The sequence below is a fragment of the Pseudomonas sp. UBA6562 genome, assembly GCF_002434265.1.
In the GTDB taxonomy this organism is placed as follows: Bacteria; Pseudomonadota; Gammaproteobacteria; order Pseudomonadales; family Pseudomonadaceae; genus Aquipseudomonas.
Genome location: NZ_DJJS01000007.1, coordinates 723,072 through 745,900, shown reverse-complemented (window position 1 = coordinate 745,900; position 22,829 = coordinate 723,072). Strand labels below are relative to the sequence as shown.

Annotated in this window: 23 protein-coding genes; 10 read left to right on the top strand and 13 right to left on the bottom strand. The window is 62.8% G+C overall.

Features of this window, described 5'->3' with window-relative positions:
- Positions 1-113: 113 nt before the first annotated feature.
- Both mapR and B4M43_RS15325 read right to left on the bottom strand, forming a co-directional pair.
- Positions 114-1,523, bottom strand: coding sequence for a GntR family transcriptional regulator MpaR (gene mapR, locus B4M43_RS15330; RefSeq protein ID WP_296268298.1), 1,410 nt, complete (start codon positions 1,521-1,523; stop codon positions 114-116).
- A 125-nt stretch (positions 1,524-1,648) separates the two neighbouring features.
- The gene (locus tag B4M43_RS15325) at positions 1,649-1,888 is read right to left on the bottom strand and encodes a DUF3203 family protein (protein ID WP_296268297.1); all 240 of its coding nucleotides are present in this window, start codon (positions 1,886-1,888) and stop codon (positions 1,649-1,651) included.
- Between the two features lie 159 nt (positions 1,889-2,047).
- On the opposite strand from B4M43_RS15325, the gene B4M43_RS15320 reads away from it, so the two are divergent.
- The gene (locus B4M43_RS15320) at positions 2,048-2,563 is read left to right on the top strand and encodes an MgtC/SapB family protein (RefSeq protein ID WP_296268414.1); all 516 of its coding nucleotides are present in this window, start codon (positions 2,048-2,050) and stop codon (positions 2,561-2,563) included.
- Positions 2,564-3,254: 691 nt separating this feature from the next.
- On the opposite strand, the gene B4M43_RS15315 is transcribed toward B4M43_RS15320, so the two are convergent.
- Both B4M43_RS15315 and B4M43_RS15310 read right to left on the bottom strand, forming a co-directional pair.
- The gene (locus tag B4M43_RS15315) at positions 3,255-4,166 is read right to left on the bottom strand and encodes a hydroxymethylglutaryl-CoA lyase (RefSeq protein WP_296268296.1); all 912 of its coding nucleotides are present in this window, start codon (positions 4,164-4,166) and stop codon (positions 3,255-3,257) included.
- A 22-nt stretch (positions 4,167-4,188) separates the two neighbouring features.
- Entirely contained in the window at positions 4,189-4,584 is a 396-nt protein-coding gene (locus tag B4M43_RS15310) for a MerR family transcriptional regulator (protein WP_296268295.1), read from the bottom strand.
- Positions 4,585-4,775: 191 nt separating this feature from the next.
- Between B4M43_RS15310 and B4M43_RS15305 the strand changes: the two genes are divergently transcribed.
- Positions 4,776-6,947 carry a response regulator gene (locus B4M43_RS15305; protein ID WP_296268294.1) on the top strand — a complete coding sequence of 724 codons (2,172 nt, stop codon included), beginning with the start codon at positions 4,776-4,778 and terminating at the stop codon, positions 6,945-6,947.
- A gap of 9 nt (positions 6,948-6,956) precedes the next feature.
- On the opposite strand, the gene B4M43_RS15300 is transcribed toward B4M43_RS15305, so the two are convergent.
- The 3 genes from B4M43_RS15300 to B4M43_RS15290 all read right to left on the bottom strand — a co-directional run bounded on the left by B4M43_RS15300 (position 6,957) and on the right by B4M43_RS15290 (position 9,423).
- On the bottom strand, positions 6,957-7,619 hold the full coding sequence (locus B4M43_RS15300) for an HAD family hydrolase (RefSeq protein ID WP_296268293.1): 663 nt from the start codon (positions 7,617-7,619) through the stop codon (positions 6,957-6,959).
- Between the two features lie 89 nt (positions 7,620-7,708).
- Positions 7,709-8,530: an aldo/keto reductase gene (locus B4M43_RS15295; protein ID WP_296268292.1), complete on the bottom strand. Its 822-nt coding sequence runs from the start codon at positions 8,528-8,530 to the stop codon at positions 7,709-7,711.
- The gene (locus B4M43_RS15290) at positions 8,518-9,423 is read right to left on the bottom strand and encodes a LysR family transcriptional regulator (protein ID WP_296268291.1); all 906 of its coding nucleotides are present in this window, start codon (positions 9,421-9,423) and stop codon (positions 8,518-8,520) included. Before B4M43_RS15290 ends, B4M43_RS15295 begins: the two co-directional genes overlap by 13 nt.
- Before the next feature lie 111 nt (positions 9,424-9,534).
- Here B4M43_RS15290 and B4M43_RS15285 point away from each other — a divergent pair, with 111 nt between their 5' ends.
- Entirely contained in the window at positions 9,535-10,233 is a 699-nt protein-coding gene (locus B4M43_RS15285) for a CoA transferase subunit A (RefSeq protein ID WP_296268290.1), read from the top strand.
- Between the two features lie 33 nt (positions 10,234-10,266).
- On the top strand, positions 10,267-10,923 hold the full coding sequence (locus B4M43_RS15280) for a CoA transferase subunit B (protein WP_296268289.1): 657 nt from the start codon (positions 10,267-10,269) through the stop codon (positions 10,921-10,923).
- A gap of 59 nt (positions 10,924-10,982) precedes the next feature.
- Here B4M43_RS15280 and pbpG read toward each other — a convergent pair whose 3' ends face one another.
- Together pbpG and B4M43_RS15270 are read right to left on the bottom strand one after the other, a co-directional pair.
- On the bottom strand, positions 10,983-11,906 hold the full coding sequence (gene pbpG, locus B4M43_RS15275; protein WP_296268288.1) for a D-alanyl-D-alanine endopeptidase: 924 nt from the start codon (positions 11,904-11,906) through the stop codon (positions 10,983-10,985).
- Between the two features lie 228 nt (positions 11,907-12,134).
- Complete coding sequence (locus tag B4M43_RS15270; RefSeq protein WP_296268287.1) at positions 12,135-12,527, bottom strand: hypothetical protein; 393 nt, start codon at positions 12,525-12,527, stop codon at positions 12,135-12,137.
- Positions 12,528-12,714: 187 nt separating this feature from the next.
- Between B4M43_RS15270 and B4M43_RS15265 the strand changes: the two genes are divergently transcribed.
- Complete coding sequence (locus B4M43_RS15265; RefSeq protein WP_296268286.1) at positions 12,715-13,542, top strand: shikimate 5-dehydrogenase; 828 nt, start codon at positions 12,715-12,717, stop codon at positions 13,540-13,542.
- A 62-nt stretch (positions 13,543-13,604) separates the two neighbouring features.
- Here B4M43_RS15265 and B4M43_RS15260 read toward each other — a convergent pair whose 3' ends face one another.
- The 3 genes from B4M43_RS15260 to B4M43_RS15250 all read right to left on the bottom strand — a co-directional run bounded on the left by B4M43_RS15260 (position 13,605) and on the right by B4M43_RS15250 (position 15,065).
- Complete coding sequence (locus tag B4M43_RS15260) at positions 13,605-13,853, bottom strand: hypothetical protein (RefSeq protein ID WP_296268285.1); 249 nt, start codon at positions 13,851-13,853, stop codon at positions 13,605-13,607.
- A 102-nt stretch (positions 13,854-13,955) separates the two neighbouring features.
- Positions 13,956-14,477 carry a lactoylglutathione lyase gene (gene gloA, locus B4M43_RS15255; protein WP_296268284.1) on the bottom strand — a complete coding sequence of 174 codons (522 nt, stop codon included), beginning with the start codon at positions 14,475-14,477 and terminating at the stop codon, positions 13,956-13,958.
- 225 nt (positions 14,478-14,702) lie between these two features.
- Complete coding sequence (locus B4M43_RS15250; protein WP_296268283.1) at positions 14,703-15,065, bottom strand: histone-like nucleoid-structuring protein, MvaT/MvaU family; 363 nt, start codon at positions 15,063-15,065, stop codon at positions 14,703-14,705.
- Between the two features lie 282 nt (positions 15,066-15,347).
- On the opposite strand from B4M43_RS15250, the gene cobF reads away from it, so the two are divergent.
- On the top strand, positions 15,348-16,097 hold the full coding sequence (cobF, locus tag B4M43_RS15245; RefSeq protein WP_296268282.1) for a precorrin-6A synthase (deacetylating): 750 nt from the start codon (positions 15,348-15,350) through the stop codon (positions 16,095-16,097).
- Positions 16,098-16,103: 6 nt separating this feature from the next.
- On the opposite strand, the gene B4M43_RS15240 is transcribed toward cobF, so the two are convergent.
- The gene (locus B4M43_RS15240) at positions 16,104-16,460 is read right to left on the bottom strand and encodes a response regulator (RefSeq protein ID WP_296268281.1); all 357 of its coding nucleotides are present in this window, start codon (positions 16,458-16,460) and stop codon (positions 16,104-16,106) included.
- Between the two features lie 255 nt (positions 16,461-16,715).
- Here B4M43_RS15240 and B4M43_RS15235 point away from each other — a divergent pair, with 255 nt between their 5' ends.
- The 4 genes from B4M43_RS15235 to B4M43_RS15220 are packed head-to-tail and all read left to right on the top strand — an operon-like array spanning position 16,716 to position 22,799.
- Positions 16,716-20,189 (top strand): response regulator, encoded by a 3,474-nt coding sequence (locus tag B4M43_RS15235; RefSeq protein WP_296268280.1) that lies wholly within the window; start codon positions 16,716-16,718, stop codon positions 20,187-20,189.
- Positions 20,186-21,007 carry a CheR family methyltransferase gene (locus tag B4M43_RS15230; RefSeq protein ID WP_296268279.1) on the top strand — a complete coding sequence of 274 codons (822 nt, stop codon included), beginning with the start codon at positions 20,186-20,188 and terminating at the stop codon, positions 21,005-21,007. The genes B4M43_RS15235 and B4M43_RS15230 overlap by 4 nt, the downstream gene beginning before the upstream one ends.
- Complete coding sequence (locus B4M43_RS15225) at positions 21,004-21,579, top strand: chemotaxis protein CheB (protein ID WP_296268278.1); 576 nt, start codon at positions 21,004-21,006, stop codon at positions 21,577-21,579. The genes B4M43_RS15230 and B4M43_RS15225 overlap by 4 nt, the downstream gene beginning before the upstream one ends.
- Positions 21,573-22,799 (top strand): hybrid sensor histidine kinase/response regulator, encoded by a 1,227-nt coding sequence (locus B4M43_RS15220; protein WP_296268277.1) that lies wholly within the window; start codon positions 21,573-21,575, stop codon positions 22,797-22,799. The genes B4M43_RS15225 and B4M43_RS15220 overlap by 7 nt, the downstream gene beginning before the upstream one ends.
- The last annotated feature ends 30 nt before the right edge of the window (positions 22,800-22,829 follow it).

Genomic DNA, 22,829 nt, shown 5'->3' with positions numbered 1-22,829 from the left:
AAGGCCAGACAAGGCGAAACGGGGGGAGGAAGCGGAGTGTACTGGAGTACATGAGCATTCCGAGCTCCGTTTCAACGCAGTATGGGCGAATGCAGATACATTTCGTACAGAGCCTAGAACGAGCGAATGATCCGTCCCAGGGTTTCCATGGCCCGCTCCGAGCTCTCGCTCCAAGGGCTGCCGTAGTTCAGGCGGATGCAGTGACCGAAGCGCCGGGTCGGGGAGAAGATCGGCCCCGGGGCGACGCTGATGCCTTGGGCCAGGGCCATGTGGAACAGCTTGAGGGCATCGATGCGCTCGGGCAGTTCCAGCCACAGGAAATAGCCGCCGCTGGGCCGGCTGACCCGCGTTTGTGCCGGGAAATACTTGGCCACGGCGGCGAGCATGTTGGCCTGCTGGCCTTCCAGGGCGTAGCGCAGCTTGCGCAGGTGGCGATCGTAGCCGCCGTGCTGTAGATAGTCGGCGATGGCGGCCTGGGCCGGCATCGAGGCGCACAGCGAGGTCATCAGCTTGAGCCGCTCGATCTTCTGTGCGTAGCGCCCGGCGGCGACCCAGCCGATGCGATAGCCCGGGGCCAGGCTCTTGGCGAAAGAGCTGCAATGCATGACCAGCCCGTCGGTGTCGAAGGCCTTGGCCGGTTTGGGGGCGTGCTGGGCGTAATACAGCTCGGCGTACACGTCGTCTTCGATCAACGGCACCTGATGCTTGCGCAGCAACCCCACCAACGCCTGCTTGTTGGCCTCCGGCATGCTGGCGCCCATCGGGTTCTGGAAGTTGGTCATGCACCACACGGCTTTGACCGGGTGCTTGTCCAGGGTCTGCGCCAGCACTGCGAGGTCCATGCCTTCGCGCGGCTGCACGGGAATCTCCACTGCCTTGAGCTTGAGCCGCTCCAGTACTTGCAGGCAGGCATAGAACGCCGGCGCCTCGATGGCCACCAGGTCGCCCGGCTCGGTCACCGCTTGCAGGCATAGGTTGAGTGCTTCCAGGGCGCCGTTGGTGATCAGCAATTCCTCCATGGGCAGCATCAGCCCGGCGACCATGTAACGCAGGGCGATCTGCCGGCGCAGTTGCGGGTTGCCCGGCGACAGGTCGGTGACCGCCACCTGCGGGTCCATGTTGCGTCCGGCGCTGGCCAGCGAACGGGCCAGGCGTTGCAGCGGGAACAGCTTGGGGCTGGGGAAGGCCGAGCCGAACGGCACGGTGGCCGGGTCCTTGATGGAGTCGAGGATAGAGAACACCAGGTCGCTGACGTCGACATCGGTCGACTCGCTGGTCGGCGCCAGGCTTTGCGGCTCGGTGAAGGCGCGCGGGGCGTGGCTGTTGACGAAATAGCCCGATCGCGCCCGGGCGCGGATCAAGCCGCGACGCTCCAGCAGGTAGTAGGCCTGGAACACGGTAGAGGGGCTGACGCCGTGGGTTTGGCTGGCATAGCGCACCGACGGCAGGCGCTCACCGGGGCCGAGCACCCCGCTGCGGATCAGTTCGGCGATGTCGTCGGCAAAGCGTTCGTAGCGTTTCATGGCAGCTCGGCGGGCAGGCGGGTGGGCAGGGCGGTCGGCGTCGACCGCCTGCCACTATGGCCGCGTCGCTGTTTGCAGTACAGCCTCAATTCACGCTGCTAAAACCGTATCAGTGGCGGGCCCGATCAGATCACCGAGCCTGGCACGCTGGCCTTGAGGTGTTTGCGACCGTCCCTGGCGCCTGCCACGGTCAGTGCATCGGCCTCGGCTTCGGTGACCGGCACGCGCTGCCCGGCGGCCACGGCGACCGACATGCGTAGTTGTTCGTCGGTGACGATCTCGACGTCGGAGCCGGCGGTTTCAAGGCGCAGGTCGGCGCCGGTCAGCGTGCAACGATGGGTGGTTTCGTCGATGTGGACGGGCATGTGGAGTTCCTCTCTCTGGATAGGTAGGCAGAAGTTGTGACTGCCCGACTGGTTGGGTGGCTCCCCGCAACCGGCGAACGGCAGGCGAGGGCACTCCAGCAGTGAGCGATGGTCAACGCACTGAATGGAACCCAGGAGCGAATGCCGATGTACGATTGGTTGGACAACATATGGACGGCAGTGGTGGCGGAGTTCGCCGACGTCACGGACGAGCAGGAGGTGGCGCGGATTCTGGTGCGCTTGACGATGGCGGCGGTGCTTGGCGCGGTACTCGGTTTCGAGCGCGAACACCGTGGCAAGTCGGCGGGCGTGCGCACGCACATGCTGGTGTCCATGGGCGCCGCGCTGTTCGTGCTGGCCCCGAGCATGGCCGGTGCCGACGAGCAGGCGATGAGCCGGGTGATCCAGGGCATCGTGGCCGGTATCGGCTTTCTGGGGGCCGGGACCATCCTCAAGGGCAACGGCAGTGATCCCAGTCACGTCAAGGGGCTGACCACGGCGGCGGGTCTGTGGATGACGGCGGCGATCGGCACGGCGGCGGGCATGGGTCGCGAGGCCACGGCATTGATCAGTACGGTGCTGGGCTTGTTGGTGCTGAGCAGCATGCCGGCGTTGGTCGAACGGATTGGCGGCCCGCGTGAGGACAAGATGAAGGAGGAAAAAACCAAGCTTTGACCCAGCTCGAGGCGCATAGGGGGCGGGGTTGAGCGCGCCGCTGGACACCCTGGGCCGCAAAGCGGCGTCGGTTCGAGTGGCGCGCAGTGCCCGAACGGCCCCGGTCGATGCGCCTGGATCGTTTCCCGGCCCAGTGCGGACCGGACCGCAACCACCCAACCCTAGAAAGCACTAAGGGGAGCCGAAGCTCCCCTTGAGGTATGTTGCCTGCGCTTTCTTATTATTCGGGACGTACCGTTTGTTGTTTTTGTCGGTGTGTCCGGGTGGAGCGGTGGCCCCCATGCGGGGCTCAAGAGCAAACGTATTTTTTTGAGCGCTGATCGATGTTCATCATTGCTGATCCAGCCTGACTGTCGCTACCTGAGGGTAGTTTTGTTGTTCTGTGCCAGGTGCGGGGCAATACCCCGGAAAACCCATCGACTCCAAAAAGATCTGCTTGCTACGCTTCTGCCGTGTTGTTCTTGTTATGTCAGAACCGTTGTCTGTTGTTTTTATTGGGTGGTGCGTTTTTTTGTTCTTGTTGTACGAAAGATATAGCAGGTGGCGTGCCAACTTTTCAAAAGCCTTTTAAAACAGGCATTTAGCCGATTCAGCTAGTTCAGCGCCTCCTGAAATTCTGTCGAATTGTTTCCCTGTTACCCGATTTCTTGCCGATCATTGGGGGGCGGTAACACTCAATGCCCCACGTGTGTCACTGCGAGGCCATGGCTGCGCTGCGAGCGCGTGCCACCCGCGAACCACTGGCCCGCCCCAATACATCGCTGATGCGCTGCCCTGCGGCGATCAACAGGTCCAGGTCGATGCCGGTTTCGATGCCCAACCCGTGCATCAGGTACACCACGTCTTCGGTGGCCACGTTACCGGTAGCGCCTTTGGCATAGGGGCAGCCACCCAGCCCGGCCACGGAGCTGTCGAACACGCCGATGCCTTCGAGCAGGCTGGCATAGACGTTCGCCAGGGCCTGGCCATAGGTGTCATGGAAGTGACCAGCCAGTTGCGCGCGCGGCACGACCCGACCGACCACGTCAAACAACCGCCGCGTGTCGCCGGCCGTGCCCGTACCGAGCGTGTCGCCCAACGAAACCTCGTAACAGCCCATGCCATACAGGGCCTGCGCCACCGGCGCCACCTGTTCGGCGCGTACCGTGCCTTCATAAGGGCAGCCCAGTACGCACGACACGTAACCGCGTACCCGTACGCCTTCGGCCTGTGCCAGTGCCATCAGCGGTTCGAAGCGCTTGAGGCTGTCGCCGATCGAGCAATTGATGTTGCGCTGGGAGAACGCCTCGGAAGCGGCCGCGAACACGGCCACTTCCTTGACGCCGGCGGCCAGCGCATCTTCCAGACCGCGCAGGTTGGGCGCCAGCGCCGCATAGGTGACCCCTGCGCGTGGCGTCAGGCCGGCGAACACCTCGGCGGAGCCGGCCATCTGCGGCACCCACTTGGGCGAGACGAAACTGCCGACTTCGATGTAGGCCAGGCCGGCTGCGGTGAGGTCGTCGACCAGACGGACCTTGTCGGCCACGCTGATGGGGCGGGCTTCGTTCTGCAGACCGTCACGCGGACCGACGTCGACCAGACGCACGGAGGAGGGCATTGGCATGATTGTGTTCCTTGACGAAGGCTCAAAGGGTAGGAGGCGCGCCGGTGTTGGCCAATGCCTGTTCGCAGCGCTCTTGGGCAGTGTCGAGCTCCAGGTGCATCTGCTGGATGTCGAGCATCTGCTGTTCGAGCTGGGCGCGACGCTCGGCGATCTTGGCCAGCATGCTGTTCAACTGTCGGGCGTTGCCACCTGCGGGGTCGTATAGACCGATCAGCTCACGGCATTCGGCCAATGAAAAACCGATGCGCTTGCCGCGCAGGATCAGCTTGAGCGTGACTTTGTCCCGGGCCGAATAGACGCGTTCCAGACCACGTCGTTCGGGCGCCAGCAGGCCTTGTTCTTCATAGAAACGGATGGCGCGGGTAGTGATGTCCAGCTCGCGGGACAGGTCGGAAATGCTGTAGGTGTGGCTGCTCATGGTCGGGCTCGGGCGCAAGGTGCGACCAACCTATAACCGCCTTGACGTACACGTCAAGCAGCACTCGAGCGAGCTGAGGCGGTCACCGTCCGTATGGTTTGCCCGACTTTGAGTGGAACATCTGCGTCAGATTGATCTCATAGGCTTCAGAACCCGAGTTTTGGCCCTTTGATTTCGATGGCCTCCATGCAATGAACCTCTATCCCGACGGCGCCGTAGAGCGCCCGCATGCCGTTCCACCTGGCTTCTTGCGCGAAGGTGGAACGGTCGCTGCCTTGCTGCGCACCTTGGATGTACACGATTCACCGCTGGGCGCCGCGCAGTCTTGGCCGCCGAGTCTGCAAACCTTGATGGCGACGATCCTGCCGGCCAAGGCGCAGATCGTGTTGTTCTGGGGCCCGGAGTATGTGGCCCTGTACAACGACGCCTACGCCCCGACCATCGGCGCAAAACACCCCCAGGCGCTGGGCCGCCCAGCTCAGGAGAACTGGAGCGAGTTGTGGGACGACCTCGAGCCGCTGTTGCGGGGCGTGCGCGAGACCGGCGAGACGTTCTCGGCCAGCGACCGGCCGTTCTATATCGAACGCCACGGGCTGGGCGAAACCGCTTGGTTCGATGTGTCCTATTCGGCCGTGCGCGAGGTCGACGGCTCCATAGGGGGCGTGCTGTGCATCGTCACCGAAACGACCGCGCGGGTGCAGTTCGAGCGGCGCCAGGCCTTTCTGCTGGAACTGGGTCGGACCCTGCCGCAGATCAAGGACGCCGCGCAAATCGAAACGTTCGCGATACGTCGTCTTGGCGAGCACTTGGGGGCATCACGGGTGTTCTTCGGTCGCGATGCCGGTGACGGCCAGCGCTTTCACATCGAGCAGCAATGGCTCGCCGAGGTGCCTGTGCTGGAGCGCGAACAATCCTACGCGCACCATGGCGAGCGCCTGCACGAATGCTTGGCACAGGGCCAGGCGGTGGTCGGCAACCGCACTGCGCCGGGCAGTAGCGGCCTATGTGCCAGCCTGCTGGTGCCGGTGCACACGGGCGAGCACCTGGATGCCACATTGGCCGTGCACTTCAATACGCCACACGTCTTCATCGACGACGAGCGTCTGCTGATCGAAGAAACCGCCAAGCTGGCCTGGACGGCCATCGTGCATGCCCGCGCCGAAGCAAGCCTGGTGGCTTTGAACGTCAGCTTGGAGGAGCGTGTATCCAGCATGCTTGCGCAGCGGGAAGCGTCGATGCTGCAACTGCACGAATCGCGCAAGATGGAAATGATCGGCCAACTCACCGGCGGCATCGCCCACGATTTCAACAATATGCTCACCCCGATCATCGCGTCGCTGGAGCTGATCCAGCGACGCGTGCCCGATCCCCGCTCGGGGCGTTTGATCGACAGCGCGCTGCTGGCTGCCGACCGAGCGCGCACGGTGGTCGGACGCCTGCTCAGCTTTGCCCGGCGACAGACCTTGAAGCCCGAGGTGGTGGCGCTGGCCGGTCTGATCGAAGGCATGCGCGAGCTGATCGCCCGCTCGCTGGGGCCCACCATCGCCTTGCACGTGGACATCGATGCCGATTTGCCGGGCGTGGTCATCGACCCGAGCCAATTGGAGCTGGCGCTGCTCAATCTGGTGATCAACGCCCGCGACGCCATGCCCCACGGGGGGCGTCTGGAAATTCGCGCTGGCTTGGTGGAAGACTGTGATGCGCGGCCTGCCGGCATCCTCGCCGGGCAGTTGATCTGGCTGCAAGTGGCCGACGACGGCTGCGGGATGTCCGAGGCGGTCCTGGCGCGTTGCACCGAGCCATTCTATTCGACCAAGACCGTCGGCCAGGGTGTGGGCCTGGGCCTACCGATGGTCCAGGGCTTGGCGTTGCAATCGGGCGGGGGATTCACCTTGCGTTCCCAGGAGCAGCAGGGCACCCAGGCGACCTTGTGGCTACCGGCGACTGCGCTACCGGCTGCGTGCCGCGACGGCGACTGCCCCGAACCGTTGCCCACCCCGAGCGGTTGCCATGTGCTGCTGGTCGACGACGAAGAAATCGTGCGCCAGGCTACGGCGTTGCAGTTGCGCGACTTGGGCTATCAAGTCACCGAAGCGCAAAGCGCCGCGCAAGCCATGGCGTTGCTCGAAGCCGGCTTTGTGCCCGATCTGCTGTTGACCGACCAAGTGATGCCCGACATGACCGGCGCCGAGTTCGCCCAGCAGGCCCGGCAGCGCTTGGCCCAGCTGCCGGTGCTGATCATCACCGGCTATGCCAACCTCAGTCCGAGCGAACTGAACGGTTTCGAGGTGCTGCGCAAGCCGTTCCGCCGCGCCGAGCTGGCGCAGGGGCTGGCCCGGTTGCTTGAGTCCAATGCTGGCTAAACGGTTGGGTCAAACCTGGCCGTGGGTCTCCAGCAAAGCCCACAAGCGCGGATCGTCGAAGTCCTCGATCACCAACTGCGCACCGGCCTCCAGCAACCGCTGCGCCGGCTGCGTGGTGCTCAAGCCTACCGTGAAGATGCCTGCGGCGTTCGCTGCCGTGACGCCTGGCAACGAGTCTTCGAACGCCAAGGCTCGCGCGGCTTCAGCGCCCAAGCGTTGGAGGCCGGTGAGGTAGGGCAGGGGATCGGGTTTGGCCCGGCTCAGCTCCTCGGCGACGAGCACGTGGTCGAATGCCCGATCCAGGCCCATGGCGCGCAACATGTGTTCGGCGTTGAGCCGTGGCGCGTTGGTGACCACGCACAGGCCGAGCCTCAGACGGCGTGCATGCTCGAGCACACCCAGCAGGCCGGGCAAGGGCTTCAGGTTCGGCGAGCGCTCGCGAAACAGCGCCTCCTTGCGATCGGCCAAGGCTTGACGCTCGGCAGGCGAACGTTCGGGAAACAGGTCGGCGAACAGTGCTTGGTTGGCGCGCCCGCTGACCTTGGTCTCGAATTCTGCAGCGCTCAGCTCACGGCCATCGTGCTCGAAAAGCAGGTCGCGAAAGGCTTGCAGGTGCAGGGTGTCGGTGTCGGTGAGGGTGCCATCGAGGTCGAACAGTAAAGCGGTGAGCATGGGAAGTCCTTTGGTGAGCGTTCCTGAGCAGCGACTGTCGTCCTTTACAGGGCGACGCAGGCTTTTTCAGGTGTATGCGAACAAATGCCTCAGACGATAGCCAGTCGTTGTTTGCGCGTCGGCGCTGGGAAGGCCTCGTCGATGGCGTGCAGGTCTTCAGGGGTCAGACGTAGGGCGCCGGCTGCCGCATTCAGCTGCACATGCTCGGGCTTGACCGCCTTGGGGATGGCCACCACACCACCGCCTTGGACCACGCAGGCCAGGCTGATCTGGGCCGGGGTCGCCCCATGCGCTTCGGCGATTGCGGCCAACACGGGGTGCCCGAGCAAACGTCCGGCTTGCGCCAGCGGGCAGTAGGCCATGACCGGCATGCCTTGGGCGCGGCTCCAGGGCAGCAGATCGAATTCGATGCCGCGCTGGCTGGGGTTGTACAGTACCTGGTTGGCGGCGCAGGCCGAGGAGGGCAGGCCTTGCATGTCGTTCAGGTCGAAATTGGACACGCCCCAGGCACCGATCTTGCCCTGTTCGCGCAGGCGCTCGAAGGCTTCGATGGTTTCCTCCAGTGGATGCTGGCCGCGCCAGTGCAGCAAGTACAGCTCGAGGTGGTCGGTGCCCAGGCGCTGCAAGCTGCGCTCGCAGGCCTCGACCACGCCGCGCCGGCTGGCGTTGTGCGGATACACCTTGCTGACCAGGCAGACCTGGTCGCGGCGTCCGGCGATGGCCTTGCCGACCACGCGCTCGGCACCGCCCTCGGCGTACATTTCGGCGCTGTCGATCAGGGTCAGGCCCAGGTCGATGCCTTGTTGCAGCGCGGCCACTTCGGCCGCCTGCTGGTCGGGGCGCTCACCCATGTACCAGGTGCCTTGGCCAATGACCGGAACATCGCGACCTGCCAGTTTCATGTAGTGCATGTCATCTCCGGAATCTGTGTGTGGACCAGCAGCACATCGAGCAACGCCTGGGCTGCGGTGGAAAGTTTCTGTTCGCTCAGCGCCATGACGCCGATGCGCCGTTCCACGCTGGGTTCCACCAGAGGCACACAGCAGGCGCCCAGCTCCTGCATCTGGCGGATGCACAGCGCAGGCACCGCGCTCACGCCCAGACCGCTGGCGACCATACGCCCGATGGTGGACAGCTGGTGGCTTTCGAACGCCACGGCCAGCGATCCTGCTGCGACGGGCGCATGTTCTTCGAGCAGCAGGCGTACGGCCGAAGGGCGCTGCAAAGCGATGAAGTCCTGGTCGAGCAGATCGCGCCAGGCCAGGTGCGCACGACTCGCCAGAGGCGAGTCGGCAGGTACCACGGCGACGAAACGGTCCATATAGAGCGGGTGGAAGTGCAAACCTTCGCCGCTGTCCGGTTCGAAACCGATGCCTAGTTCGACGCGGCGGTGGCGCACCAGTTCCAGCACTTGTTCGTTGATGACGTCATGCACGGTGACATTGACCTTGGGATGGCGCTGACGGAACACCTTGAGTGCCGGCGGCAACAGGTTGCCGGCGAACGACGGCATCGCCGCCACCGCGACGCGGCCCAGTTGCAAGGTGAAGCGCTGGCGCAGCTGCTGTTCGGTGTCGTCCCATTCGGCCAACAGCCGCCGCGCCAGCGGCAACAGCACCTCGCCCTCGGCGGTCAAGGCGACGCTGCGGGTGGTGCGGGTGAACAGCGCGCCGCCGAGGTTCTCCTCCAAGGCCTTGATGGTCAGGCTCAGTGCGGGTTGCGAGACGTGCAGGTGCTCGCCGGCCTGGGCGAAGCTCTGGAACTTGGCGACGCTGGCGAAGGCCCGTAGCTGCTTGACGTTCATGGCAGATGCTCTTTTGGAAGTTTTATCAATCCATCACGAAAACAAAATTAACAAATAAGTCGTCAGGCGTGAACATGGCCATACCTTTTCTCTCGCACAAGGCAACCCACCATGGCCGGACTCGACAAGCGCGTCAGCAGCTATCAACAAGCCCTCGAAGGGCTCACAGACGGTATGACGGTGCTGGCCGGTGGCTTCGGCCTCTGCGGCATCCCGGAAAACCTCATCGCCGAAATCAAGCACCTGGGCGTGCGCGGCCTGACGGTGGTGTCCAACAACTGCGGCGTTGACGGGTTCGGCCTGGGGGTGCTGCTCGAAGACCGACAAATCCGCAAGATGATCGCTTCCTACGTGGGCGAAAACGCCGAATTCGAACGGCAACTGCTCAGCGGCGAACTGGAAGTGGAACTGACCCCTCAAGGCACCCTGGCGGAAAAGATGCGTGCAGGCGGGGCCGGTATCCCGGCGTTCTTCACCGCCACCGGCTTCGGCACACCCGTGGCCGAGGGCAAGGAAGTGCGTGAGTTCAATGGCCGTTCCTACATCCTCGAAGAAGCCATCACCGGCGACTTCGCCATCGTCAAGGGTTGGAAGGCCGACCATTATGGCAACGTGGTGTACCGCAACACGGCACAGAACTTCAATCCGCTGGCAGCCACGGCCGGCCGCATCACCGTGGTGGAAGTGGAAGAGCTGGTCGAGCCTGGCGTGCTGTTGCCGAGCGAAATCCATACGCCGGGCATCTTCGTCGATCGGGTGATCGTAGGCCAGTTCGAGAAGCGCATCGAAAAACGTACCGTCAAGGCCTGAGCCCTGGCCTCATTCCTCCAAGAGAACCCGATCATGGCCCTGACCCGCGAACAAATGGCGCAACGCGTCGCCCGTGAACTGCAAGACGGCTACTACGTCAACCTCGGCATCGGCATTCCCACCCTGGTGGCCAACTACGTACCGGCCGACATGGATGTGATGCTGCAATCGGAAAACGGTCTGCTCGGCATGGGCGAGTTCCCCGATGAAAGCCAGCTCGATCCCGACATGATCAATGCTGGCAAACAGACCGTCACTGCCCGCCGCGGCGCGTCGATCTTCGACTCGGCGCAATCCTTCGCGATGATCCGCGGCGGGCACGTGGACCTCACCGTGCTCGGCGCCTTCGAGGTGGATGTGCAGGGCAACATCGCCTCCTGGATGATCCCGGGCAAGCTGGTCAAGGGCATGGGCGGCGCCATGGACCTGGTGGCTGGCGCGGAGAACATCATCGTCACCATGACCCATGCCTCGAAAGACGGTGAATCCAAGCTGCTAGAGCGCTGCAGCTTGCCGCTGACCGGCGCCGGTTGCATCCGCAAGGTGCTGACCGACCTGGCCTACCTGGAAATCGAGGACGGTGCCTTCATTTTGCGAGAGACGGCGCCGGGGGTAAGCGTGCAGGAAATCGTCGACAAGACGGCCGGCAAGCTGATCGTGGCGCCCGATGTGAAGGAAATGACGTTCTGACTCAGTAAGAGGCCGGTATTGCGCCTGCCGCCGTCGCCGGCGGCGGGCGCTTTATTTCATTACTCAGCCGCCAAGCGAGTGCGCGCGTGGCGCTCGGCCTTGTACTGCAAGGCCACGGCCGGCGCAGGTTTGGTGGCGCCGGTTTCCAGCCACTGGCGCATGCGGCTGGCATCGGCGAAGTGGGTGTACTTGCCGAAGGCATCGAGGATCACCATCGCCACCGGGCGGTTGTCCATCTTGGTCAGCAACACCAGGCAGTGTCCGGCCTCGTTGGTGAAACCGGTCTTGGTCAGGTTGATGTCCCAATTGCTCTTGTTGACCAAGTGGTCGGTGTTGCGAAAGCCCAGGGTGTAGTTGGGCTTGCGGAACGCCACGGTCTTTTCGCGTGTGGTCGACAGTTGGCTGAGCATGGGGTAGCTGCGCGAGGCAATGAGCAGCTTGGCCAGGTCGCGTGCGGTAGAGACGTTCTGCGTCGACAGCCCGGTCGGCTCGACGTAGCGGGTATGGCTCATGCCCAGGCTGCGCGCTTTGGCGTTCATGGCTTTAATGAAGGCGCCGTAGCCGCCGGGGTAGTGGTTGGCGAGGCTGGTGGCAGCGCGGTTTTCCGACGACATCAGGGTGATCAGCAGGGTTTCGCGACGGTTCAACTCGCTGCCCAGGCGGACACGTGAATAGATGCCCTTCATCTCGGGATTGTTGGCGATGGTCATGGTCAGCATTTCGTCCATCGGCAACTTGGCGTCGAGCACGACCATGGCAGTCATCAGTTTGGTGACCGAGGCGATCGGCAGCACGCGTTCGGCGTTGCTCGAATAGAGTTCCTTGCGCGTGTTCAGATCGATCAACAAGGCGCTGCCAGAGGCCAGGTGCAGCTTGGCCGGGTCGCGTTGCACCTGGGCCGGTGCTTGAGCGGCAGCGGCGGGAAGGATCGCGGGTCCTGTGAGCAACAACAGCAGGCTGAGGATGGACAGGGAGGTTTTCACGTCGAGGCTCACTAATGGTGGGTATGTCATTGGCTACGAAAGGATTTCCCTCTCGAAAAGCGGCGCATTGTGGAGTATGGGCCAGACGCTGTCGATTGCTTGTCAAAGCCGCCAGGCCGTATGACAAAAACTTCATCCATTCGTCGGCCGGGGGCTGCATGGGCGCATGAAAAAGCCCGCTGAAAGCGGGCCATGGGTACCGGGGAATGAGTGCGCATGCGTCAGGCTTCACCAGCGGGGCGGTGGTGGGCCGTAGTACCCCGGTGGCGGGCCGTAGTAGCGACGGTAATGCGGTGGCGGCGGCGGTGCCGGCACGTAGCGCTCCACTACATAGGGCTGCTGGTAATACACCGGGGGTGGGGCTTGCACGTACACCGGCGGCCTTTCTACGTAGACAGGCGGCGGTGCCTGCACATAGACCGGCTGCGGCGCGTAGTAAGTTGGCTCGCGGTCGACATAGACGGTGCGGTCCTGGCCTCCCGACACGGCCGCGCCGACGACGGCGCCCACTACGGCCGCACCCAGAATCGGCCCCGCTCCACGCCAGCCATGGGCAGCGGCCGGGCCACTCACGGCCAAGGCCCCGATCAGCAACGCGATCACTGGCAGGTGACGCTTCATAACGAATCCTCCGAAACGCCCCAGGTTCAGGGGCGTAGCACTATGACCGCAGTTTCGAACCAATGCAGCGTCCGGCAGCGTAAAGGTTATGTAAGGTCGGACGAGCGGTGAGTCTGCGGCTCGATATCGAGCGCAATGGGGTATAACCCAACCATCGCCTAAGTCGATTTCAAAACGAGGAACTCAAATGACGCCCATCGCAGCCACTCCCGAAACCGTTCTCTGTATCTCTCTGGCCGGAAGGCCCGGTACCTTCGGGGTGCGCTTTCACAACCATCTGTATCGCCAGTTGGGCCTGAACTACTACTACAAAGCCATGACCACCCAGGATCTGCCCGCTGCCGTTGCGGGTATCCGCGCTTTGGGGATTCGTGGCTGTGGTGTGTCGATGCCGTTCAAGGAAGCCTGCATGGCCCTGGTCGACACGATCGATCCTTCCGCCGCCGCCATCGATTCGATCAACACAGTGGTCAACGACGCCGGACGGCTGACGGCCTACAACACCGATTATCTCGCCGTACGCCAGCTACTGGAGCAGCGACAGGTCGACCCGACCACGGCCTTCGCGTTGCGCGGCAGTGGCGGCATGGCCAAGGCTGTGGCCTGTGCGCTGCGCGACAGCGGTTTTGCCGACGGTACCATCGTGGCGCGCAACGAGGCGGCCGGCCGCAAGTTGGCGGATGCCTGCGGTTACCGCTGGGTGCCGGACGTGGAGGGCCTGGGTCCGCTGCCCATGCTGGTCAACGTCACACCCCTCGGCATGCTCGGCGGAGCCGAAGCCGATCAACTGGCGTTCGGCGAGGCGGCCATCGCCGAGGCACAATGGGTATTCGACGTTGTCGCCCGGCCGGAACGTACGCCGTTGGTTGCACGGGCGCTCGCACAGGGCAAAGCGGTGATAACCGGTGTCGATGTCATCGCCTTGCAGGCACTTGAGCAGTTCGTGCTGTACACCGGCATCCGGCCTACGCCTGCCCAGGTCGATGAAGCAGTGGCGTTCGCCCGCGAGGGCTGATGGCCGGGCGCTTCGTGGGGCGGAGCCTGTGCAGCGCGGGCGCTGGGCGCCCGCGCAACCGGTCAGAAGCGCTGGGCGTGTCGATCGAGCTGCTGGTCCACCACCCAACGGCCGTGGGCCAGCGCCGCCTGCTGGGCATGCTCGAGATCGGCCATGAACTTCATCTCGACAGGCAGCGACAAGCGCCTGCTGACCCGCCCGTCAGGTGCCGTGATCAGGCAGCCGGCGGCGTAGGGCAGGGGGGAGTCGGGGTGGGCCATCACGCTGGCGGTGATGGTGTGCTCGCGGTATTCACAGTGCAGGGTGTGCATGGTCTTTACCTCGCCGTGGTTCGCAATAGGTGCTCTTTTGCTATACCACAGCCAGGCAGGGCGCAGACGACGCCCGACGAACGTACGGGCGCCGACCGGGGATCACATCGGGGCTGGCTGAATGATTTCGACCCAGTAGCCATCCGGGTCCTTGATGAAGGCCAGGTGGTGCATGCGGCCATCGCTCAAGCGCTTCTGGAACGGCACGTCCAGTGCCTCGAAGCGTGCGCAGGCGCTGGTGACGTCCGGGACGGAAATGCAGATGTGGCCGAAACCGCGAGGGTCGCTGTTGCCGTCGTGGTAGGCGAAGTCGGCATCGTGCTCGGTGCCGTGGTTGTGGGTCAGTTCCAATACGCCTGGAATCGACTTCATCCATTGGTGACGTGCGTCGTCATCCGCCGGAATCGCGCTCTTGTCGGTCAGGGCCAGGAAATACAGGCTGAAACCGGCTTCGGCGAAGTCGCGCTTGTCGACCAGGGTGAAACCCAGGACGCGGGTATAGAAGTCCAAGGACTTCTCGATGTCCTTGACCCGCAGCATGGTGTGGTTGAACACGAAGTTACTGGTGGCGGCATCGGGTTGGGCGGTGATGCCCGGGAGGTTTTGCAGATCGTTCAGGCTCATGGGGTCTCCAGATGATTAAAGCCGGGCCTGGGGCTCCAGCGAAACGAACAGGCATGCATGATACGGAAGAAATGCCATCCCACAAATGAAAACGCCCTGCACGAGGTGCAGGGCGTTGGAATTAGAGGCCCGCGTGTGCGGGCGCGTGATGGGGTCGCTAGTCCGTTAGCTGGTTCGATAATGCCGCGCCCGCTGTGAAAAATCTGTGAACGCTTTGTTCATGTTTCATGCGCGCAGCCAAGTTTCTACCGTGTCGCTGCCGTATTCCTCTTTCCAGGCTTTCAAACCGCGGTGATTGCCGCCCTTGGTTTCGATCAGCTCGCCATTGTGCGGGTTCTCGTAAACCTTGGTCACACGCGGGCGGCGATGCTGCTTGCTGGCGGGTGCAGGCGCCTTGCTCGGGGTTTTCGGGTCGAGAATGGCGACGATCTCGCGCAAGCCCTTGTTGTAGTCTTTCATCAACACCAGCAGCTTTTGCTCGAATTCGATTTCGCGCTTGAGGCCGGCATCTTTCTTCATCGATTCCAATTGGGCGATCTGGTCTTGCAGGGCTTTTTCCGCGGCGCGGAATTCAGCGAGTCTGGACATGGACATTACTCCTTGAGCACAACGGGGCCGGATTTGAAAATAGGAACAGCACTTTTTAGCAACCACTTCAGACGCAAGAAGCTGTCCGATGCGAGCCAGTGTAGTTGTCGGTACGCACTCGGTAAACCCAAACTTCGATGAAAAATTCTGTAACTAGTAGCGGTCGAAAGCCGCGCACTTCATCCAGCAAGTTGCAACTTCAAAGTGAACTTTTCCACTGCCAAAAATATCGCCGCGCGCTGCACGCCAGGCATTGTTCAATCTGGGCCAGGAGGCCAACCGATGAAACAGCTTCTCTTGATTGGTATCGGTCCAGGCGACCCTCGGCAAATCACGCTCGAAGCGATCGACGCGTTGCAACATGCCGATGTGTTCTTCCTGATCGACAAAGGTGAGGTAAAACGCGAGCTGATCGAGGCGCGCCGGCAGTTGATCGAGCGTCACGCCCGTCCTGGCAGTTACCGCGTCGTGCAGATCGACGACGCACAACGCGATTCACAGGCCAGTGACTATAGGAAAGCGGTACGGGACTGGCATGAACAGCGTGCGGTTTTGTATGCCCGCTTGATCGAGGACGAATTGGCGGTTGGTGAAGTGGGAGCGTTTTTGTTGTGGGGCGACCCTGGGTTGTACGACAGCACGTTGCGCCTGCTCGATCGGGTCAGGCAGCGCGGGATCGACATCGCTCTACGGGTGATTCCCGGTATCAGCAGCGTCCAAGCGTTGGCTGCGCGTCACGCCGTGCCGCTCAATGACACGAGTGGATTACTGACGATAGCGCCCGGCCGGCGATTGGGCGAACTTGCCGAGATCGACAATGTGCTGGTGATGCTCGATGGCCGGAACGCGTTCGAGCGTATCGCCGCCGACGGTCTGTTCATCTACTGGGGTGCCTATCTGGGCAGCGAGGACGAGGTACTCGTCTCAGGCCCATTGCACGAAGTGAAGGAACGCATTGCGCAAACGCGAAAAGAGGCACGTGCCCGCAAAGGCTGGATCATGGACACGTACTTGTTGAGAAGGATGCAATAAGGGTGTTTAAGGCAGCTCGCCCAATATCGAACGGATCTTATCGCCAAGCGCTTCCATGCTGAACGGTTTGCCAATCATGTGCATGCCTTCGGGGATCGCCATGCTCTCGGCATAGCCGCTTGCGAAGAGTACGGGCAGCGTCGGTCGCAGCGCGCGGGCCTTGGCCGCCAGCTCGCTGCCGTTCATGTCGGGAAGGCCCACATCCGTCATCAGCAGGTCGAGGTGGAGCGTCGAATCCTCGAGCGCGACCAACGCCTGTTCGCCGCTATCGGCTTCGAGAACGTCTTTGTAGCCTAATTCGTCGAGCACTTCGACCATCAACATGCGGACGATGTCGTCGTCTTCGACAACCAGTAGTTGCATGAATCAATCCTGTTCTGAAGGGGTGTCTACTCAGTGCCCGGTGGCGATGAGAAGTTCCGCAGGATACCCCTGCACGCACGCCGATGGAACGTTTCGCGAACCCTACCCATCCAAGACTGGCTAAATGCCTGCCCTCGCGCGCGAAGCGCTGTAGAATGGCGCCCTTTTGCCGTAGGGCAAAAACGGGCGCCGACAGAATTGGCATGGCGTTCCGCTCCACCGTTCAACAGACTTCTTTCGTTCGGGCGTTAACTGATGATTCAAGCAGCTTCGATGGACCAACGCAGTTTCCGCAAACTGCTCAGCCGCAACGTGGGCCTACCTTTGGGTGTCGGGCTGCTGAGTGCCGTGGCTTTCGTCTTGGTGGTCAGCTACCTGTTGTCGGCCATGAAGTGGGTCGAACACACCGATCACGTCATCGGCAACGCCAACGAAACCGTCAAGCTGTCGATCGACATGGAAACCGGCATGCGCGGCTTTCTCATCACTGGCGACGAGCGTTTCCTCGATCCCTACGAAGTGGCCAAGCCACAGATCTTCGGCAGCCTCGATGCGCTACGCGATCTGGTCAGCGACAACCCGCAACAAGTCGACCGCATCGAACGTCTGAAAGCCCTGCAGCATGCCTGGAACGACTTCGGCAGCGAGATGATCGAACAGCGTCGCAAGGGCGAGGGTTTCCGCGAGGCCATCGGCAATGGTCGTGGCAAGCGCATCACCGACCAGATGCGCAAGGAATACGCCGCGTTCATCGACAACGAACAGCAACTGCGCGCTGCCCGCACCGAGACGGTCAGCGACGTCACCACCCTCATCATCAGTGCCTTCGTCGTGCTGATCGTGGGGCTCACCGCCTTGCTGGCCTACCTGGGCCGTCGCGATCTGCTGGCGCTGTCGGCCAGCTACGACGAGAACCTTTGGGCGCAGCAACGCGCCACCGAGCGGTTGGAGCATCAGGCCTGGCTGCGCAACGGCCAGACCCAACTCGCCGGTGAAGTGCTGGGCCAGCTGACCTTGCCCAAGCTCGGTGACAGCATCCTGCGCTTCTTCGCCACTTATCTGGGCAGCGTGGTGGGCGCAGTCTATGCGCGAGACGAGCATGGGCAATTGATCCGTGTGGCCAGCTATGGACTGGATGTCGAGCAACAGGCGCGCGAGCAGCGGCTGCAAGCCCATGACGGTCTGTTGGGGCAGTCGGTGCGTGAGGGCAAGGTCATTCGTCTGGACGATCTGCCCGAAGGGTTCCACAAGCTCAGCTCGGGGCTTGGCAGCGGCCTGCCGCGTAGCGCCATGCTGGTCCCGGCCAGCCACGACGCCGAAGTCAACGGCGTGATCGAGCTGGGCTTCCTGCGCCCGCTGCAACCGCGCGACGAAGAACTGCTCGAACGTCTGGCCGGCAGCCTCGGCACGTCCATCGAGAGCGCGCGCTACCGCCAGCGCCTGCAAGAAGTGCTGGCCGAAACCCAGCAACTCAACGAAGAGCTGCAAGTGCAGCAGGAAGAGTTGAAAACCGCCAACGAAGAGTTGGAAGAACAATCGCGCGTGCTCAAGGAATCCCAGGCCTATCTGGAAACCCAGCAAGCGGAGCTGGAGCAGACCAACGAGCAATTGGCCGAGCGCACCGATGCGCTGGACCGCAAGAACAGCGAGCTCAATACCGCGCAACAGGAATTGCAGGCGCGCGCCGACGACCTGCAACGCTCCAGCCAGTACAAGTCCGAGTTCCTCGCCAACATGTCCCACGAGCTACGCACGCCGCTCAACAGCTCGCTGATTCTGGCCAAGCTGCTGGGCGAGAACGCCAGCGGCAACCTCACCCCCGAGCAGGTCAAGTTCGCCGATTCGATCTACTCGGCTGGCAACGACCTGCTGAATTTGATCAACGACATTCTCGACATCGCCAAGGTCGAGGCCGGCAAGCTCGAAGTACGCCCGCAGACCACGCCGCTGGAGCGACTGGTCGACGGCCTGCGCGCCATGTTCTTGCCTCTGGCCAACGACAAGGGCCTGGCCCTGGAAGTGCAGTTGCAGGGGCAAGTGCCGGCTACCCTGTACACCGATCGCCAGCGCCTGGAGCAGATCCTCAAAAACCTGCTCTCCAACGCCATCAAGTTCACCGAACAGGGCAAGGTCAGCCTGACCATCAGCCACGACCCGGCGCGCGGTATCGTCTTCGCGGTCCAGGACAGCGGCATCGGCATCCCCCAGGACCAGCAACAGGCGATCTTCGGCGCGTTCCACCAAGTCGACGGCACCAGTAACCGCCGCTACGGGGGTACCGGCCTTGGCCTGTCCATTTCCAGCGACCTGGCACAGTTGCTCGGCGGGGAGATCACCGTGCAGAGCCAGCCAGGGCAGGGCAGCCTGTTCAGCCTGGTTCTGCCCGAGCGTTACGAGGCCGAGGAGCTCGTGGACGACATCCCCATTCTGCGTCCGGTGCTCGACCGCCTGCCGGCCGCACCGGCACCCAACGCGCCGATCGCGCGGCCCAGCCTGGCGCAGGCGCCGGCTTTCGCCGACGACCGTGAGCTGGCGCCGTTCGACAAGCGCTGCATCCTGGTCATCGAAGACGAACCGAACTTCGCCCACATTCTTTATGATCTGGCCCACGAGCTGGGGTACAACTGCCTGCACGCCCAGGGCGCCGACGAAGGCTTCGAGCTCGCCGCGCGTTACCTTCCCGATGCCGTACTGCTGGACATGCGCCTGCCCGACCATTCCGGTCTGACCGTGCTGCAACGCTTGAAGGAACGCGCCGAAACCCGGCACATTCCGGTGCACGTCATCTCCGTGGAAGACCGCGTCGAAGCGGCCCTGCACATGGGCGCCATCGGGTATGCGGTCAAGCCCGCCACCCGCGACGAGCTCAAGGAAGTCTTCGGGCGTCTGGAAGCCAAGCTCACGCAAAAGCTCAAGCGCATCCTGCTGGTCGAGGACGACGACCTGCAGCGCGAAAGCATCGCCCGCCTGATCGGCGACGAAGACATCGAGATCACTGCCGTGGGCATGGCCCAGGAGGCGCTGGATCTGCTGCGCGAACACGTCTACGACTGCATGATCATCGACCTCAAACTGCCCGACATGCTGGGCGGCGAGCTGCTCAAGCGCATGACCACGGAAGACATCTGCGCCTTCCCGCCGGTGATCGTCTACACCGGGCGCAACCTGACCCGCGAAGAAGAGGCTGAACTGCTCAAGTATTCGCGCTCGATCATCATCAAAGGCGCGCGCTCGCCGGAGCGGCTGCTCGACGAAGTGACGCTGTTCCTGCACAAGGTCGAGTCGCAGCTGTCCCACGAGCGTCAGCGCATGCTCAAGACCGCGCGCAGCCGCGACCGGGTGTTCGAAGGCCGGCGCATCCTTCTGGTCGACGACGACGTGCGCAACATCTTCGCCCTGACCAGCGCGCTCGAGCAGAAGGGCGCCGTGGTGCTGATCGGGCGCAATGGCCGCGAGGCCATCGAACGCCTCGAGGAGCATCAGGATGTCGATCTGGTGCTGATGGACGTCATGATGCCGGAGATGGACGGTTACGAAGCGACGCGCCTGATCCGTCAGCAACCGCGCTGGCGCAAGCTGCCGATCATCGCCGTGACCGCCAAGGCCATGAAGGACGACCAGCACCGTTGCCTGCAGGCCGGCGCTAACGACTATCTGGCCAAGCCCATCGACCTGGACCGCCTGTTCTCCCTGATTCGCGTGTGGCTGCCGCAGTTGGAGCGCATTTGACTATCGACCGTGATACCGACATCGAGATCAGACTGCTGATCGAGGCGATCTACCTCAAATACAGCTATGATTTTCGCGACTATTCCGGCGCTTCGATCAAGCGCCGGATCCTGCACGCCGTGCGCCAGTTCGACTGCCGCACGGTGTCGGCGCTGCAGGAACGCGTGCTGCACGACCCCGGCATGTTCATGGAACTGTTGCAGTACCTGACGATTCCGGTCAGCGAAATGTTTCGCGACCCCAGCCACTTCCTGGCCTTGCGCAACGAAGTGGTGCCGCTGCTGCGCACCTGGCCTTCGATCAAGCTGTGGATCGCCGGGTGCAGCACGGGCGAAGAGGTGTATTCCATGGCCATCCTGCTACGCGAGGAGGGTCTGCTCGAACGCAGCATCCTGTATGCCACCGACATCAACCCGTACTCGCTGGAACGCGCCAAGCAAGGCATCTACTCGTTGCAGAACATCCAGGCCTACGAGCAGAACTACCGCCAGGCCGGTGGCCGCCGCGATTTTTCCGAGTACTACACGGCAGCCTACGGCAACGCGATCATGGACAGCAGCCTGCGCGAAAACGTGACCTTCGCCGACCACAGCCTGGCCACCGACAGTGTATTTTCCGAGACCCAATTGGTGTCTTGCCGCAACGTGATGATCTACTTCAACAAGACGCTGCAAGACCGTGCCTTCGGTCTCTTTCACGAGTCGCTGTGCCACCGCGGTTTTCTGGTGCTGGGCAGCAAGGAGTCGATCGACTTTTCCGCCTATGCCGATCGATTCGAGGCGCTGGTGCGCCCCGAACGGATCTTTCGCAAATCATGATCACGCCACGCGCCATCGTCATCGGCGCTTCGGCAGGCGGGGTGGCCGCCCTGTTCGAGGTGCTCGGGCAGCTGCCGCCAGCCTTCGGCGTACCGATTCTCTGCGTGCTGCATCTACCGCCCGATCGGCCCAGCCATCTGGCTGCAGTGCTGCAGCGCCGATTGGCGAGACCTGTGCGCGAAGCCTGCGACAAGGAACGTATCGTCGATGGCATGATCTACGTCGCAGGCCCTGGTTATCATTTGTCGGTCGAGCAGGACTTCAGCCTGTCACTGAGTCAGGAGGACCCGGTGCATTATTCGCGTCCGTCCATCGACTTGCTGTTCGAGTCCGCTGCCGATGCCTACGGTGCCGACCTGCTCGGCATCGTTCTGACCGGGGCCAATCAAGATGGCGCACAGGGGCTCGCCAGAATCAAACAACAGGGCGGCCGGACCATCGTCCAGGACCCCCATGACGCACAGGTGGGGCTGATGCCGCAGGCGGCACTGGCATTGCACACGCCCGACCACATTCTTTCTCTGAGCGGTATCGGGCAGTTGCTCGCCACCCTGGAAGCCAGCGCATGCTAAGCCACATCACCGCGAAACTGTTGATCGTCGATGACCTGCCGGAAAACCTGCTGGCATTGGAGGCCCTGATCCAAGGTGCGGACCGCCAAGTGCATCAGGCGTTGTCGGCCGACCAGGCACTGTCGCTGCTGCTCGAGCACGACTTCGCCCTGGCCATCCTCGATGTGCAGATGCCCGGCATGAACGGTTTCGAACTGGCCGAATTGATGCGTGGCATGGAAAAGACCAAGCACATTCCCATCGTTTTCGTCAGCGCCGCGGGCCGCGACATGGACTACGCCTTCAAGGGCTATGAAAGCGGCGCGGTGGATTTCCTGCACAAGCCCCTCGACACCTTGGCGGTGAAGAGCAAAGTGTCGGTGTTCGTCGATCTGTTCCGTCAACGCGAAGTGCTCGATCGTCAGCTCGAGGCGCTGGAGCGGGGGCGTCAGGAACAGGCCCTGCTGCTCGATCAATTGCAGGCCACGCAGACCGAATTGCAGCACGCGGTACGCATGCGCGACGACTTCATGTCGATCGTGTCCCATGAAGTGCGCACGCCGCTCAATGGCCTGATCCTCGAAACCCAGCTGCGCAAGATGAACCTGGCGCGCGGCAACCTGGCGGCCTTCAGCCCGGAAAAGCTGCAGTCGATGGTCGAGCGCGACGAACGGCAGATCAATAGCCTCATCCGATTGGTCGAAGACATGCTGGACGTGTCGCGGATTCGCACCGGCAAGCTGTCGATTAAACCCAAGCCATTCGATTTGAGCGCTTTGCTGCTCAATCTGGTCGAACGTTTCGACGCTCAGGCAGAAGCGCTGCAAACGCGTATCGAGCTAAGCGCCTGTCGGCCCATGTGCGGCAATTGGGATGAGTTCCGGGTCGAGCAGGTCCTGGCCAATCTGTTGTCCAACGCCTTGCGCTACGGTGATCGCAAGACCGTCCATGTGCGCATGCACCAAGAGGGCGGGATGGTCTGCGTGCAGGTGCAGGACCAGGGTATCGGTATCAGCGAGCTGAATCAGAAACGTATTTTCCAGCAGTTCGAGCGCGTGGCGGCGCAGCACGCGCGCAGCGGTCTGGGGCTGGGTTTGTACATTTCCGAGCAGATCGTACTGGCCCACGGCGGGCGCATCGAAGTGCACAGCGAGGAAGGTAAAGGCTCTACGTTTAGCGTGTACCTGCCGTTGCCAGTCGCAGCGGCACAAAGCGACCACGCGCAGGCAACCTCTGTCTGAGCGCGAGGTCATAGGGGCGACTTGTTGAAT